The organism is Alistipes sp. CHKCI003 (genome assembly GCF_900021155.1).
Lineage (GTDB): Bacteria > Bacteroidota > Bacteroidia > Bacteroidales > Rikenellaceae > Alistipes > Alistipes excrementavium.
Map to the genome: position 1 here is coordinate 45,279 of NZ_FCNT01000027.1, position 15,111 is coordinate 60,389.

The window sequence follows — 15,111 nt, forward strand, 5'->3', positions numbered from 1 at the left end:
CGTTTCCGACGGATCGGGCTCATCCCGCAAGCGCACGAAAGCCCCCCAGAAGAGGAGACCCCGAAAGCCGCGGGGCAGCCTGCAAAACTTATCCGCGGATCGTCCAAAGCAGAAAAACGTCCGTCGAAAGGCGGACGAGCGACGACGAAGAGGCGGCTCCCCGCATCCGCGTAAAAACTGCTGCGAAAAATCCGGGAGCCCTCCTTGCAGAGACCGGAAATTACAGAAAGCGCAGTTCGCCGCCCTCCTCGGAGACGGTAAGGCGCACTTCGCGGCCCATATAGAGCGCCGCATTGAGGCGGCCGTGGCCCGCAGGGAAACCGAACAGTACCGGAATATCCAGCGTCCCGGCATACTCGGAAATCAGTTCGTAAACGGAGGAGCCCCATTGTTTCTCGCCGCGGATGTGCGTGAAATCCCCCACCACGAGCCCTGCGATCCGCTCCAGCCTGCCGCTGCGCAGCAGCGTCCGGAGCATCCGGTCGATGTGGTGGATGCTTTCGCCCACATCCTCAATGAGGAGAATCGTGGGCTCGGAGAAATCGTTGTCTTCGGGCATGCCGTTCATCGCACTGACGACCGACAGATTGCCGCCGGAGAGCCGCCCCTGCGCCTCGCCCGGCCGGTTGAACGGATGGGGTGCCGAGACATAGCCGCCCACACGGCCGAAGAGCGCTTCGCGCAGCCACAGGGCCGAAGTGTCGCGTTCCGCAGGCCCGGTCCGGAAATTCGAGGGCATCGTCCCGTGGATCGACTCGATTCCCGCCTTGTGCAAGGCATAGTGGACCGTCGTCAGGTCGCTGAAGCCGACCAGCCACTTCGGATCGCGGAGCACTGCCCCGAGGTCGATCCGATCGAGGACACGCACCGCACCGTAGCCGCCGCGAAAAAAGAGCACGGCCCGCAGATGGGGATTCTCCAGCATCTGCTGCAACTCCTGCGCACGCACGCTGTCCGCCGAGGCGAACCAACCGCCGCTGCGGTCGAAAAGGTGTGCGGCGAGCCGCACGCGCAATCCCCACGAACGCACCGTATCGACGGCCGCAAGATAATGTTTCATCCGGGCGGAGTCGGTCTTCGAAGAGATCGCCACGAGCCCCACGCTGTCCCCTTCCCGCAAAAATGGCGGACGGACGAACCGTGCGACACGCCGCGCGCGCTTCGGCCGCTGCGACCCGGCGATCGTCGCAATCGTACGGACGGCATCCAGCGAATCGAGACCGCCACGCATCCGGGCGCTTCCCGGCAACCGGACGGCAGCGACAACGCCGTCTGCGGAATCGGACACGGAGGCACGGACCGCGACAGCCGCCGGCGGCCGAGCGTCGCGGGCCGCACCGTCGCCGGGCCCGGGCGCCGAGGCATGCGCCGCGAAAGCCGCCGCAAGACACGCTCCTGCCCAAAGCCTCTTCGCAAATCCGCTCATGTCCCGCACACGCTACCGGCCCGTAACGGGTTTGATATCCTTGATCCGGAGCTGGGTCGTTACCGTGCCCCGGTAATGGTTCTCGACGATCTGATAGCAGACGTCGATCGGACGGCCCGAACGCACCCACTCGTAATGCGTGGGCTGTTGGAAAGCGATGGTCTGAATCGTCGTATTGGGCTTCTGACGCTGCATGAGATCCATGCGCAGATGTTCGCTTTCCATGCCGACGAGTTTCGCCCCGCCGTGGCAGATCGCACCGTAAGTAACGAACACGGGTGCCGTATTCCCGGGTCCGAAGGGTTGGAAGCGGTTCAAGTCGCGCCGGAACGCCGGCGTGATGTCCGAGAAGAGCAGTTCGCCGTCGATGTCGACCTGCGGCACGAGCATCTGCGGGTCGATATTCTCCTCGACAAAAGCGTTGAACCGCCGCGTGAATTCCGCGACATGTTCGGGTTTCATCGTGAGGCCCGCGGCATACATGTGTCCGCCGAAGTTCTCCAGCAGATCGGCACACGATTCCACGGCTTGGTAGAGGTCGAAGCCCGGAACCGAACGCGCCGAACCGGTTACATAGCCGTTGCTCATCGTCAGCACCACCGTAGGCCGGTAGTAGGTCTCGATCAGGCGCGACGCGACGATGCCCACGATGCCCTTCATCCATTTCGGATTGTAGATCACCGTGCTTTTGAGGCTCTTCATCTCCGGATTGCTCTCGATGAAATCGTGCGCCTCCTGCGTTACGCTGCGGTCGATGCTCTTGCGGTCGCGGTTGTAGGCGTCGATCACGTTGCCGAACTCTTCGGCCGTGGTTTCGTTGCCCTCCACCAGCAGCTCCACCGCGGCATGACCGCCCGAGGGGGAGGCGTTCTCGTCGTTCTCGTCCATCCGCATACGGCCCGCGGCATTGATGCGGGGGCCGATCTTGAAGACGATGTCGTCGACGGTGATGTTGTGTTTGTCCAGTCCGCAGATCTTGATGATCGAGAGCAGCCCCTTCGAAGGCTGCCGGTTGAGCCGGATAAGGCCGTAATAGGCCAGCACGCGGTTCTCGTCCACGAGCGGCACGATGTCCGAGGCGATGCTCACGACCAGCAGGTCCAGCAGCGGCTCGATCTCGGCGAAGGGGATGCCGTTGCGCCGGGCATAGGCCTCGACGAGCTTGAATCCCACGCCGCAACCCGACAATTCGTCGAACGGATAGGAGCAGTCGACCCGCTTGGGGTCCAGAACGGCCACGGCCTCGGGGATCTCGTCGGCCGGAAGATGATGGTCGCAGATGATGAAATCCACGCCTTTCTGTTTCGCATAGGCGACCTTTTCCATGGCTTTGATACCGCAGTCGAGGGCAATAATCAAACCCACGCCCTTGCGGGCGGCATGGTCGATGCCCTTGACCGAGATACCGTAACCTTCGGTATAACGGTCCGGAATGTAGAACACGAGGTTTTTGTGCCCGATGTGGCGGAGGAACTTGTACACCAACGCGACGGCCGTACAGCCGTCCACGTCGTAATCGCCGTAGACCATGATCTTCTCATTGTCCCTCACGGCCCGCTCCACCCTTTCGACCGCCCGATCCATGTCCTTCATCAGGAACGGATCGTGCAGGTCCGAAAGCTTGGGTTCAAAAAATTTCTTCGCCCGTTCTACATTGTCTATGCCTCTCTGTACGAGCAGATTCGCCAGCACGGGGGATATTCTCAGCTCGGCAGCCAGCGCCGCCGCCGCCACGGGACCCCCCTGCGGTTTCACCACCCATCTCTTTTCTATGGGCATACTTTTTATTTATTATATATTTTAACATTCAATATCTCGCTTAAATTTTTCACAAGCCGCTCTTTCACTTCGTCCGAAGCGATGCGGCATCCCGTCTCCTTTTCGATCGAGGTTACGCCTCTGTCGACGAAACCGCAGGGATTGATGTAGGAAAACCACCTGAGATCGGTCGAGACGTTGAGCGCGAAGCCGTGCATGGTTACATAACGCGACGAACGCACGCCTATTGCGCATATCTTGCGGGGCGGCACGCCTTTTTCGCAGATCCACACTCCCGAAGCTCCGGCGATGCGGCCCGCCCCGATCCCGTAGGCGGCGACTGTGCGGATCACGGCCTCTTCGAGGCTCTCGATGTACTGTCTGAGGCCGACCGCGATTTTCTCGAGATCGAGAATCGGATACCCCACGATCTGCCCCTCGCCGTGGAAGGTGATGTCGCCGCCGCGGTCGATGCGGTAATATTCCGCACCGCGGCTGCGCAGGAACTCCTCGCTCACGAGCATGTTTTCCGCATGTCCGCTCTTGCCGAGCGTGTAGACGGGCGGATGTTCCACCAACAGCAGATATCCTGCCGCATCGTCCGCCGAACCTTTCCGCGCGAGCAGCGCGTCGAACAGCGATCGCTGCAAAGTCCAGCACTCCCCGTACGGCACACGGCCCAGATCGCGGTATTCGACGTCCATTTTCTCCGAAACTACAAGTTCACGCTTTTCAACGCTTCGTCAGCCAGATACGACGAACGCACCATCGGAGCGCTCGCGCAATAGCTGAAACCCATTTCGAGGGCTTGCAGTCTGTACCATTCGAATTTTTCGGGAGTGATATACGCCGCAACGGGATAGTGCTCCAAAGTGGGCCGAAGGTACTGACCGAGCGTTACGATCCTCACGCCTGCCTCGCGCAGGTCCCGGAGGGTCTGCAACACTTCGTCATCGCTCTCGCCGAGACCGACCATCAGGCCGCTCTTCGTTACGGCGCCCAGCCGGGCCAGACAGCGCAGCGTCTCCAGACTGGTGCGGTACTTGGCTTTCGACCGGACCACGGGGGTCAGCCGCTCGACGGTTTCGATGTTGTGCCCGACGATGTCGGGCTTCGACGCGACGACCACCTCCAACAGTTCGGGCCGGGCGTCGAGATCGGGAATAAGGAGCTCAATGGCGGCGTCGGGATTCTGCGACCGGACGGCACGCACGGTTTCCGCCCAATGCGCCGCACCTCCGTCGGGGAGGTCGTCGCGCGTTACAGAGGTTACGACGACATACCGAAGTCCCATCAGACGGACACTCTCGGCCAATTGGGCGGGTTCAGACGGATCGGGCGGCAGCGGACGGCCCGTTCGTGTGGCGCAAAAACGGCAGCCCCGTGTACAGATATCCCCGAGGATCATGAAAGTCGCCGTACGGCGGCTCCAGCATTCGGCTTTGTTCGGACACATTCCGCTGCTGCAAATCGTATGCAAAGAGTGCTCTTTGACGATGTGCTGCACATCGGCGTACGCCGTCGTGCGGTGGAGCCGGATCTTCAGCCAGTCGGGTTTTCTCAGTACGTCTGCCCTGTCATACAACTTCGGCATTTAAGTTCATTATTTTCCAATTGATGCAAAAATAGGAAAAATTTCCGAGAATTCCCATTTTCGGAGGTACGATTTTAGAAAGCGGCCGTCCGGACGGCGCCGCGCGGGGGAGAGACGCACGCCGAAAGCGCACCGCTGCGCACGGAGTTTCGTGCGGAAGGCCGCGCCGTGCAGCCGACCGTCGCCAACCACGTTGCGTCCTCCTGAATCGGGTAGATCCGCGGATAGAAAGAGGTGCAGAAAAGCCGGACGGAGAAAGAGAGCGGAAAGGAGAACGCACTCCGGACCTGCACGGCGCAGCGGCCGCCGGATCATCCTGCGGCACGTTGTCCCGACGGCCGGGAGCGGCGTCGCCGCTACGGCATAACCGACACCTCGGGCTGCCGACGACCGGCTCCGATCCCGTCCGCACCGGTCGCTTGTTCCGCACGAAGGCGTCCACTCCGTCCGAAAGAGACAGCCCGAAGCAACGGCCGAGCGGGCCGAACCGACGGTACACCGAAGAGGAAGGGGCCGGATACCTGGCAGTATCGGGCCCCTCTGGTTAGGTTAGTTAGGTTAATGAGAGTGGGAGAATCCCACGTTTGTACTACAAAGATAGTGGATTTTTATCATACTCCAAATTTTTCGTAACATTTTTTCATATCGTCCCCCTGATTTCCTGTCGAATTATAATTAAATTTTTTAATTAACATCCGATTATTAAGTTTTTTCAAAGTGCCTGACGCATCTCCGTCTCGGCCGCAGTCTGTGCCGGAGCCGCGGCTCCAGCCTCCTGATGGCGGCTGCGGTAGGCCGCAGGCGTCATGGCGTACTCCTTCTTGAATAGTTTGATGAAGTGCGAGGTGTTGGGGAAGGTACACTCCACACCGATCTCCGAAACCGAGAGCGAGGTCGATATCAACAGCAGCCGCGCATGCATGAGCCGCTGGCGGATGAACCACTTGTGGGGCGGTATGGTGAAGATGCGGCGGAACTCCTTCTTGAACGACGTGAGCGACCGGTTGGTTTTGCGGGCAAGTTCGTCGATCGAAACGTTCTTGAAGATGTGGTCGTAGACGATCTGCTCGAAATTCTCCTTCGCCGTGTCGATGTTGCTCAGGATTTTGCTCTTCAGACAGCTGTCCTCGTGCGAGACGATCATATAGATCAATTCGGTCATCTTGATATTTTCCACGGTTTCGTCGTGGCGGAAATGCTCGTCGCGCAGATAGTTGTTCGTGTTGACGAAAAAGTTGCGGACGCTGCTCCAACCGGTCATAGCCACGTATGAATGGCTCGCACACTCCGAACAGTGGTGTTCGTTGGTGATGTCCATGCCGTAGGTGATGTTCAGATGCATCAGAATACGCTGGAGTTCGGCCGGCGTGTAGTAGACGAGGATCTGTTCGAAAGGCTGGCCGTTCTCGGGCACATTCTCCGTGTAGTGGTGGCCTATACCCAAGTAAAAGAGATCGCCGCGTGTGAGACGGATCCGCTGATCGCCATCGTAGATGTACTTCGTTCCCCGCAGCACATAGCCGATCGCATAACGCGATAGAGTCTGCGACTGGATTCCCGTATGTGAGTTCTCCACATACTTCGCAATCATCGGCTGCGTAGCCGATGTTAAAGAAATTTTTCCCATTTCTTGTAATTTTTTAAAATTTTTAGTCTACTTGTACAATAGCTGGCGTCACTACAGTACGAGTTCAAATATACAAGAAATTATTGTGATTATGCAATGTTCGATAGAAATTTTGTACTCGAAAACGAATTCGAGCACAAACGAGCCTGAACGCAACGTCTTATAGAAGAAGGGAAGCGACGCACAGTCCGATCAGTCCGATGTAGAGGCACATAGCGGCCGGACGAGGGAGCCGCACGAACCAAAGAGGCAGCAGCGTCGCCATCGGTACGGCTGCCAGCGCAGCTGCCGAAGAGGTGCCCGAAGGGACGAAAAACAAACCCGTACAAAGCATGAAAAGAATCAGGTTGAAAAGCAGGATCGCCCGCGGTTTCGTACCCGAAGCATAGCGGTCGCGGAAATAGCAGACGGCCGTGAAGACCATAGCCGCAAGGAGCGTTCCCAACAGCATCAGCTTCGGCAACGGCAGCTCTCCCACGGAAAATCCGCTGGGCGTGCGGAAAGCCTCCCAAAGCATCACGGCCGGCGCAGCGAAAGAACCGCCCATACCCCATATAATATATGAATAGGCAAGAAATGGAAGCGAAAAACCGAACAGCGCGACACAGGATTCGCGCGCGGAGCGCTTGAAAAGCGAAACGGCGAGCGGCAGGACCGGGATCAGCACGACCGCAGGCGTATAGATTAGCGGCAGAGCGCCCAGATAGAGCGAACCCCGGAAGACGGCGCTGAAGCAGTAACCGTTGCGGAATCCCGCATAGAAGTTCCGCACGGAGAGCACCAGCAGGATCGCGGCGGCATACCCGACCGAATAGGTCGTGCTGACGAAAATGCCGCAGGCTAAAAGACCGAACAGCGGAATTGCCAAATAGGTGTGGACCGAATAGAGTCCGTAACGGACCGTCGCACGCCCCAGAGCGACCCCTGCAAGGAAGAGGGCAAGACCGCACAGAAGTCTCGTCGACTGCGGCCAGCGCGCCTGCAACGTCAGCAGGCCGTCGCCCGCAAGCGAAGCGACCTCGCCCGCAGACTCGCAGGCCGGATGGACGCATCCGATACGCGCCATGCCCGCCGCGACGAAGACGAGGAGCGTGAGAAAAGCGACCACGAGCGGTTGGCGCACAACATCCAGCTTCATATCCGGTATTCGATTTGTGCAAAAGTAGCGAAAAAAGCCCAATCGGAGCGAATAATTCCTAACTTTGTCCCGATGCTGGAGAATTGCACGCAATACGATCTACCGGAGGCGGGATGCGACGAGGCGGGACGCGGATGTCTCGCCGGCGCAGTCTTCGCCGCTGCCGTGATCCTGCCGCCCGATTTCAGCGATCCGCTGCTCGACGATTCGAAGCGGATGACCGAGCGCAACCGCGACCGGCTGCGGCTCGTCATCGAACGCGAAGCCGTGGCATGGGCCGTGGAAGCCGTATCGGCCGCCCGCATCGACGAAATCAACATCCTCAACGCTTCGTTCGAAGGCATGTCGCTCGCCGTGGCGCGGCTCGATCCCGCACCGCAACTGCTCGCCATCGACGGCAACCGCTTCCGAACGAACCTCGGTATTCCCTACCGCTGCATCGTCAAGGGCGACGGCAAATATGCCGATATCGCCGCGGCTTCGGTCTTGGCCAAAACCCATCGGGACGAATACATGCGCCGGCTCGATGCGGAATATCCCCAATACGGTTGGGCCAAAAACAAGGGTTATCCGACGCGCGCGCACCGTCTGGCAATTCGCAGATACGGTCTTTCGCCCTATCACAGGCTCACGTTCAATCACGAAGCCGACCAGATGGAATTCGCATTCCAAGACACCATATAATTATTAGGAGCCGCAGCCGGTCCGATTTCCCACTCCTGCGGTCTTGCGAAACTGCTTTTCCGTCCAACCGGAGAGACGCCCTGCCGGATACCGCCCGCACGTAACATATTTTCGATCCACCGAAACAGGCAATGCTCCCGGAGTGGGAAAGATCTTCCGCCCGGGGCCCGCCGATGCAACGGTGCGGAAGGTCGATCTCTACGACGGATGTACTCCGTCCGATGTCGATCGTTTTCTACACGAAGAGAGAATCAACGGTCCGGAGTTACCGTCGCCACACCGGAGCTCGTATTCCGGACACCCATCGAAGCCGGACGAGTGTTTGCAGAGAATACCATGCGCAGCAACAGGGAGGAGCGGGGAACAAGATCCGATTTCGAACCGGGAAGCCTGTTTGCAGCAAACACCGTTTCGCTGCACCGGGGCACTTTATTCAAGGCACTATTCAACCGAATGAAAGGCGGTTCGGAAACAGGACACTTTCTTTTCCGGCTGGGCCCTGTTGCGTCAGCCGAAATAGAAGAGACGACGCTCCGCCGCATCCACCCGGTTCCGTCTCATGTTCGCATAGGACAACAAAACGGCCGGGATCGGTTCCCGGCCGTTTTTCGTTCGCTTTTGTAAAATCGTCTTCCTGCCTTCGGCAAAGCCCGAACAAGTTCGCCTCTGCCCCGGCCTTTCGAAAACGTTCGCTTCCATGCAGTCGTTTTCCCGCATCGGCAAAGCCCGAACAAGTTCGGCTCTGCTCTCGGCTTATCGAAAACGTTAGCCTTCCCTGCACTCGTTAGTAACCGAGCGACTTGGAAGCCGCATAAGAAATCTTGAGCGCGTTCGCACGCCGAAGCTCCTGCTTCACGTCGGTAATCACACCCATCTTCGTCGATTCGTCGGCCTTGAGGCAGACCGTCATCGAAGCCTTGTCGACCTCGCTGAGCTTGTCGCGCTCGGCAGCCACGAAATCGCCGATGTCCTTAGCGGTGCGGTACGCATCGTTCAACTGAATACGGGGAGCCGTACCGAACTTGGCCTGCATGTTGAGCGAAGGCTGGCCGATGTGGATGTAACTGACCAGAGACTTCTTCTCCAGCTTCTGCACTTCGGTGGCCTCCGGAAGTTTATACCGTACCAACAATTCCTGATCGCGCATGGTCGTCGAAACCATAAAGAAGAAGAGGATCATGAAGATCACGTCGGGAAGCGATGCGGTCGAAATGGGCGGCAACCCTTTGTTGCCTTTCTTTTTCATTACTGCCATAACACTCTCTCCTTTCTACTTTTTAACGACTTTCGGCTCGGCCTCGGAAATCTTGTTGGGCACGGCCTTGACGACCGCGCTGCGCTGTTCATCGTTCAGATCCGCGAATTTCGCCCCGAACTTCCGCATCGCCACATCGTCGCGCACCTCGTTGAACGCGCGGGTAAGCTCGTTCTGCACCATGATATACGCCTGATAATTGGTATCGCGAGTCGTTTGCAGCGAAACCACGCCCATGCTCACGGGATATACCCACTTGCCGCCGTCCGGGAGCTCGATCTCCGTGTCCTCCTTCTCGGGTAGCTCGTCCAAATCGTAGGGGTTCAGGATGAACTCCTTGGTCTTGTCCTTGAGCTCGCGCAGGTCGATCAGTTCTTGATGTCCCTGCGTTCCGGCCATGATCTGACCGGCACCATTGACCAGCACGAGCAGGATGTTGCGCTGCTTCACCTTGATGTCCTCCGTCTTCTGATTCTCGGGAGGAAGCGGCGGGAGCATACGCGCCAAGCCCGTATCCACGTTCATGGTGGTAGCCACGAGGAAGAAAATCAGCAGCAGGAAGGCAATATCGGCCATCGAGCCGGCATTGATCTCCTGTACTTTTCTTTTATCTACTGCCATTGTTTTTCCGTTATTTGAAAGCTCTGTAGATCTCGGTTCCGATCGCCGTCAGGAAAGCTGCGACGAACGCCACGTAAGTTACGATGATGCTGGTCTCGGTAAGCACCGTAACGGAATGGTCGAAGAAACCGCTGTTCTGCAAGTCGGGAATGTTGACCGTATGGCCCGCGGAGTAGAAGTAGGCCGCACCCACGATCACGAGGATCAGCACCAGCGAAAGCAGCGTACCCTTGATTCCCTTGGGATTCTGGATCATCCCCCAGACGGCGCAGAAGACCGCCGAAGCCACGGCCAGAACAACGAGGATATATCCCCAGACGATGTTCAGACTGATCGACGGATCGTACACCGCCGGATTGTCCGAATGGGGTGTCGCCACCGCATAGATCAACAACGCGGCGGTGATCGCCATCAGGACCCCCAGCAATATATTCAATACCTTTTTCATAATTTCGTTTTACTCTTGATCGTGGAATTATTTCTTGCTGTAAGCAGTCAGAATGTCCATCAGCGTGATGGAGGCATCCTCCATGTCGTTGACCAGCGAATCGATCTTCGACACGATGTAGTTATAGAACAGCTGGAGAATAACCGCAGCGATAAGACCCATGAGAGTGGTCAGAAGGGCGACCTTGATACCGCCGGCAACGAGCGTCGGGCTGATATCGCCGGCAGCCTGAATCTGGTCGAACGCCTGAATCATGCCGACGACCGTACCCATGAATCCCAACATGGGCGAAAGCGCGATGAACAGACCTATCCACGTCAGACCCGACTCCATCTGGCCCGTCTGTACCGAACCGTAGGAAACGACCGACTTCTCGACGGCGTCCAATCCCTGATCGTAACGGTCGAGACCCTGATAGTAGATCGAAGCGATCGGACCGCGCGTATTGCGGCAAAGCTCCTTGGCGGCACCGATGCCCTTGCTCTTGACGGTCTGCTCGACCTCAGCGACGAATTTCTTCGTATTGATCGTCGAAAGCGCCAGATAAAGGATGCGCTCGATGGCCACGGCCAGACCGATCACGAGGAATATGAGAATGGGGAGCATCCAAGCCCAGCCGCCTTCGAGGAACTTCTGCATCATCACGTGGTGCATCGTCTCGCCGGCAACCTCGGTCTCCGCCACTTCGTCCACTACTTCCGTAACGGCTTCAGCAACGGGTTCGGCAGCGGCAGCGCTCTCTGCAGCAGCGTCTTGCGCGAATACGTTAACAGTGCCAAGAGCAAAGATGGCAACCGTCAGAATCAAAAAAAATTTTTTCATAATCGTGTTTTGATAAATTAAGATTTGATTAGTTTACTTTGTTTTGTTGTTTTTAAGTATTTCCGTTTCGTTAAAAATTACGTTCGTTTCGGCGGTTTCCGCAAATTTTTCGTCCTTTCGGACACGCTCCCGTCCGAAAAAGGTCGCTTCGCGTACTTCACAGGCCGGATCGGAGCAGTCGCCCACACACGGCCCGCGAGCCGCATCACTCACGGCAATCGACTGCAAACCAGCACATTACCTATCCGGCCACACACCGGAGCCACAACTTTGCAGCCCGATTAACTCTATTAGCAGTGCGAAATATAGTAAAAAAAAACGTTCCGTGCAACGCCCTATGCCGTAAATTCGCCTTTCAGCGGCCTGCGCAAAAGGGCGCGCGTTTCACCTACGGACAGCTCCTTGCCCAGCACATACATGAGTTTCGCAACGGCCGCCTCGGTCGTCATATCATAGCCGGACACGACTCCGATCTTCTGCAGCCTGAGCCCCGTTTCGTAAAGCTCCATCGACACTTTGCCCTCGCCGCACTGCGTGATGTTCAGAACGATCACACCGCGCGCAATGGTCTCTTCGAGCGCTCGCAGAAACCACTCGCTCGTCGGGGCGTTGCCCGCGCCGAACGTTTCGAGCACCACGCCGCGCAGCTCCTCGGCCGAAAGCATCGCACGCAGGGTCCGTTCGTCGAGCCCGGGGAAGAGTTTGACGACCGCGATCCCGTCGCTCAGCCGCGTGGCGACATGCAGTTGCGGAGAGGAATCCTCCGGGCGCAGGATCGCCGGGAGATTGTAGGCGATGTTGACCCCGACCTCCGCGAGCGGCGGATAGTTGTACGACCGGAAAGCGCTGAGGGCTTCGGCGCTCCGCTTGCTCGTGCGGTTCGCACGAAACAGGCGGTTCTGGAAATAGAGCGACACTTCCGGCACCACGGGACGGCCCGCCAGTTGCGCGCCGGCGATCTCGATCGCCGTGATGAGGTTTTCGCGCCCGTCCGTCCGGAGCACGCCGATTGGGATCTGGCTTCCGGTGAAAACCACCGGTTTCGAGAGGTTTTCGAGCATGAAGCTCAGCGCCGAAGCGGTATAGGACATGGTATCCGTCCCGTGCAGGACCACGAATCCGTCGTAACGCGGATAGTTGTCGCGGATGATGCCGGCCAGTTCGATCCAGTTCTGCGGCGAGACGTTCGACGAATCGATCACGGGGTTCATCGTCAGCACGTCGATGTCGACGTTCAGCCGTTTGAGCGACGGAAATTCATCGTAAATGCCGCTGAAATCGAAAGGTACCAGCGCCCCCGTTTCCGGATCGGTCTTCATGCCGATCGTTCCGCCGGTATAAATAATCAGAATGGAAGATTTCATATCAAGTCGGTTATGATTTTAGTAGGTTCAAGCGCTTTGTATCACACTCCGAACAGGCGGCGTGCATTTTCCGCGGTCTCGGCCGCCACCCGCTCCGGCGAAAGCCCCTTCAGCTCGGCGACCTTTTCGCATACGAACCGCACGTACGCAGGTTCGTTGCGCCGGCCCCTGTACGGAACGGGCGTCAGATAGGGGCAGTCGGTTTCGAGCACCATGTCGCACAGCTCCATCCCGCGCACGACTTCGGCCAGCGCACTCTTCCGGAAAGTTACGACGCCTCCGATGCCGAAGACGAAGTCGCCGCACTCGCGCAGCGTCCGATAGGTCTCCAGCGTATCCGAAAAGGCGTGGAAAACACCCCGAAGCCCGCGTCCGGCATACTCCCGTACGAGTGCCGCGGTTTCCGGCCACGCCGACCGCGTATGCACCGCCACGGGCAGACCGCACTCCAGAGCCAGCTCGATCTGACGCCTGAACGCCTCGGTCTGCTCCGCCCTGAAATCGGCGCTCCAGTAGAAATCGAGCCCGATCTCGCCGACTGCGCAGAACCGCAATCCCGCGGGCGGCGAGACGAGGAAGCGCTCCACCGCACGGAGCTCCTCGCGCCAACGGGGGTTGTCATTCACCGAAGTCGGATGCAGCCCCATCATCGGCGTGCAGCAATCCGAGTAGGTCCGGCAGGTCTCGAAAAGCCGTTCGTGGCTCTCCGAATCGATGGCCGGGAGCAGCAGGCGGTCGATGCCCGCCTCGCGGGCGCGCCGGACGACCTCGTCGCGGTCGGCATCGAATTCTTCGGTATAAATATGGGCGTGCGTGTCGATCATCGTCTTACGTTTACCATGCCGCAGGATAAACCCTGATCCGCCCGATATTCTTCAGTTTTCGGGGGCTCAAATTGTAAAAGCTCAGCTCTTCCACCGCGAAACCGAAAAACTTCTCCTTCGTCAAGTAAGTATGACTCCGATCCACGATCCGGTCGTTTTTATCGTACATCACCATGATCAGATCGACATCGTGCTTCAGTTTATTCCCCGATGCAGGATGGACTTCGCAATAAATCCTCACCTCCCTCTCTTCACGATCATAGATCGCGGAAAGGCGATCGAGCCTTATTCCATGCCACGCCTCCATCTCGGGCATCCGCTCCAACAATTCATCGTACACCGACGCTTCTTTCTTCCCCGTTCGGATCGTCTCTTCCGTCATTATTATATATTAAAGGTTATCCATCAGTCTTATATATCGGTTCCCGGGCAGCTGGCGAACGGCGCCGGCCATCTCCAGACCCAACAGCAGCACCGACATTTCGCATGTGCCGAGACCGCACAAGGCCCCCAGCTCCTCCGTCGAGACGGGGTCCGAACTCCTGAAGCAGGCCAGCAGACCGGCCTCATCCGCCGTCAGGCAGGGAGACTGTCCCGTCGATCGGGGCCCCGCTCCGGCGGGTCCGAGATCCCACATCAACTCCGAGACGATGTCTTCGGCCGACAGCACCAACTGCGCTTTTTTATTCCGGATCAACAGATTCGGCCCCTTCGACGCCGCATCGACGGCCCGTCCCGGGACGGCCATCACCGAACGGTCGTACCCGTCGGCGCAGTGGGCCGTCATGAGCGAGCCTCCGGCGCACGGCGACTCGACGACGACCGTCCCTGCGCTCAGCGCTGCGATGATCCGGTTGCGGGCCAGATAAAACGTCCCCTTCTGCTTCACCTGCGCATGCAGTTCCGAAACGATCGCACCGCCGGCCGCCACAATATCGCGGGCGACGGGTTCGTGCTGCGCAGGCGTTACATCCGGCAGCGCGTTCGCCACGACCGCCACGGTCTTCGCCCCGGCTGCCAAAGCCGCGCGGTGGGCCGCCACGTCGATGCCGAACGCCAGACCGCTCACGATGCAGACCCCGGGCACCCGCTCCGCAAGGCCGCGGACCAGTTCGCCGCACATCCGCTGTCCGTACGGGGTCGCTTCCCGCGTCCCGACGATCGAAACGCAGCGCATCGAAAGCGCCGCGACATCGCCTCGGACATAGAGTACATGGGGATAATCGGGTATTTCGCGCAACAGCGGAGGATACTCCGGATCGGTCGAAGCCACGGCCGTGAGGCCATGCTTGCGGCAATAGTTCCACTCCCGCTCCGCGGCCGGCATGGCCGACCGGCGGGCGATGCGGCGCGCGAGATCGGGTCTGAGTTCCGCCCGATCGGTCAGCAGCTCTTCCGAAGCGGCGAAAACTTGCCGGGCATCGCCGAAGCACTCCAGCAGATGCACGACTCCTTTTACTCCGATCCCCGGAGTCATCGTAAGGGCGATATCCTCGATGGTCATGACCCGAAAAGCGTATTACAATAGTGTAAAGGTAAATATTTTTGGG

General features: G+C 58.6%; 16 protein-coding genes. 1 reads left to right on the top strand and 15 read right to left on the bottom strand.

Translation table 11 applies throughout. The features are described 5' to 3' along the window. Positions 1-220 precede the first annotated feature (220 nt). The 6 genes from BN3659_RS04205 to BN3659_RS04230 form a co-directional block, all read right to left on the bottom strand. Positions 221-1,426, bottom strand: coding sequence for a S66 peptidase family protein (locus tag BN3659_RS04205; protein WP_141682490.1), 1,206 nt, complete (start codon positions 1,424-1,426; stop codon positions 221-223). 12 nt (positions 1,427-1,438) lie between these two features. Next, positions 1,439-3,205, bottom strand: a complete 1,767-nt coding sequence (recJ, locus tag BN3659_RS04210; RefSeq protein ID WP_091534818.1) for a single-stranded-DNA-specific exonuclease RecJ — start codon at positions 3,203-3,205, stop codon at positions 1,439-1,441. Positions 3,206-3,210: 5 nt separating this feature from the next. Further along, positions 3,211-3,888 (bottom strand): lipoyl(octanoyl) transferase LipB, encoded by a 678-nt coding sequence (gene lipB, locus BN3659_RS04215; RefSeq protein WP_091534820.1) that lies wholly within the window; start codon positions 3,886-3,888, stop codon positions 3,211-3,213. 11 nt (positions 3,889-3,899) lie between these two features. Further along, a complete protein-coding gene (gene lipA, locus BN3659_RS04220; RefSeq protein WP_091534822.1) occupies positions 3,900-4,778 on the bottom strand; it encodes a lipoyl synthase in 879 nt (292 codons plus the stop codon). Between the two features lie 712 nt (positions 4,779-5,490). Beyond that, positions 5,491-6,405 (bottom strand): AraC family transcriptional regulator, encoded by a 915-nt coding sequence (locus tag BN3659_RS04225; protein WP_224757788.1) that lies wholly within the window; start codon positions 6,403-6,405, stop codon positions 5,491-5,493. Positions 6,406-6,565: 160 nt separating this feature from the next. After that, positions 6,566-7,543 (bottom strand): hypothetical protein, encoded by a 978-nt coding sequence (locus BN3659_RS04230; RefSeq protein WP_091534824.1) that lies wholly within the window; start codon positions 7,541-7,543, stop codon positions 6,566-6,568. A 72-nt stretch (positions 7,544-7,615) separates the two neighbouring features. On the opposite strand from BN3659_RS04230, the gene BN3659_RS04235 reads away from it, so the two are divergent. Further along, entirely contained in the window at positions 7,616-8,227 is a 612-nt protein-coding gene (locus tag BN3659_RS04235) for a ribonuclease HII (protein ID WP_091534826.1), read from the top strand. 507 nt (positions 8,228-8,734) lie between these two features. Here the strand turns inward: BN3659_RS04235 and BN3659_RS13090 are convergent. From BN3659_RS13090 to dprA, 9 genes are all read right to left on the bottom strand, one after another. Then, on the bottom strand, positions 8,735-8,926 hold the full coding sequence (locus tag BN3659_RS13090) for a hypothetical protein (RefSeq protein WP_171847700.1): 192 nt from the start codon (positions 8,924-8,926) through the stop codon (positions 8,735-8,737). A gap of 85 nt (positions 8,927-9,011) precedes the next feature. Continuing rightward, a complete protein-coding gene (locus BN3659_RS04245; protein WP_410488789.1) occupies positions 9,012-9,482 on the bottom strand; it encodes an ExbD/TolR family protein in 471 nt (156 codons plus the stop codon). A gap of 15 nt (positions 9,483-9,497) precedes the next feature. After that, complete coding sequence (locus BN3659_RS04250; RefSeq protein WP_091534832.1) at positions 9,498-10,103, bottom strand: ExbD/TolR family protein; 606 nt, start codon at positions 10,101-10,103, stop codon at positions 9,498-9,500. 10 nt (positions 10,104-10,113) lie between these two features. Next, positions 10,114-10,551, bottom strand: a complete 438-nt coding sequence (locus tag BN3659_RS04255) for a hypothetical protein (RefSeq protein WP_091534835.1) — start codon at positions 10,549-10,551, stop codon at positions 10,114-10,116. A 27-nt stretch (positions 10,552-10,578) separates the two neighbouring features. Beyond that, positions 10,579-11,373 carry a MotA/TolQ/ExbB proton channel family protein gene (locus tag BN3659_RS04260; RefSeq protein ID WP_091534838.1) on the bottom strand — a complete coding sequence of 265 codons (795 nt, stop codon included), beginning with the start codon at positions 11,371-11,373 and terminating at the stop codon, positions 10,579-10,581. Positions 11,374-11,708: 335 nt separating this feature from the next. Further along, positions 11,709-12,737: an asparaginase gene (locus tag BN3659_RS04270; protein ID WP_091534843.1), complete on the bottom strand. Its 1,029-nt coding sequence runs from the start codon at positions 12,735-12,737 to the stop codon at positions 11,709-11,711. A gap of 41 nt (positions 12,738-12,778) precedes the next feature. Continuing rightward, positions 12,779-13,561, bottom strand: a complete 783-nt coding sequence (locus BN3659_RS04275; protein ID WP_091534846.1) for a TatD family hydrolase — start codon at positions 13,559-13,561, stop codon at positions 12,779-12,781. A gap of 10 nt (positions 13,562-13,571) precedes the next feature. Then, on the bottom strand, positions 13,572-13,943 hold the full coding sequence (locus BN3659_RS04280) for a hypothetical protein (RefSeq protein WP_091534849.1): 372 nt from the start codon (positions 13,941-13,943) through the stop codon (positions 13,572-13,574). 9 nt (positions 13,944-13,952) lie between these two features. Beyond that, a complete protein-coding gene (dprA, locus tag BN3659_RS04285) occupies positions 13,953-15,065 on the bottom strand; it encodes a DNA-processing protein DprA (RefSeq protein ID WP_091534851.1) in 1,113 nt (370 codons plus the stop codon). Positions 15,066-15,111: the final 46 nt, after the last annotated feature.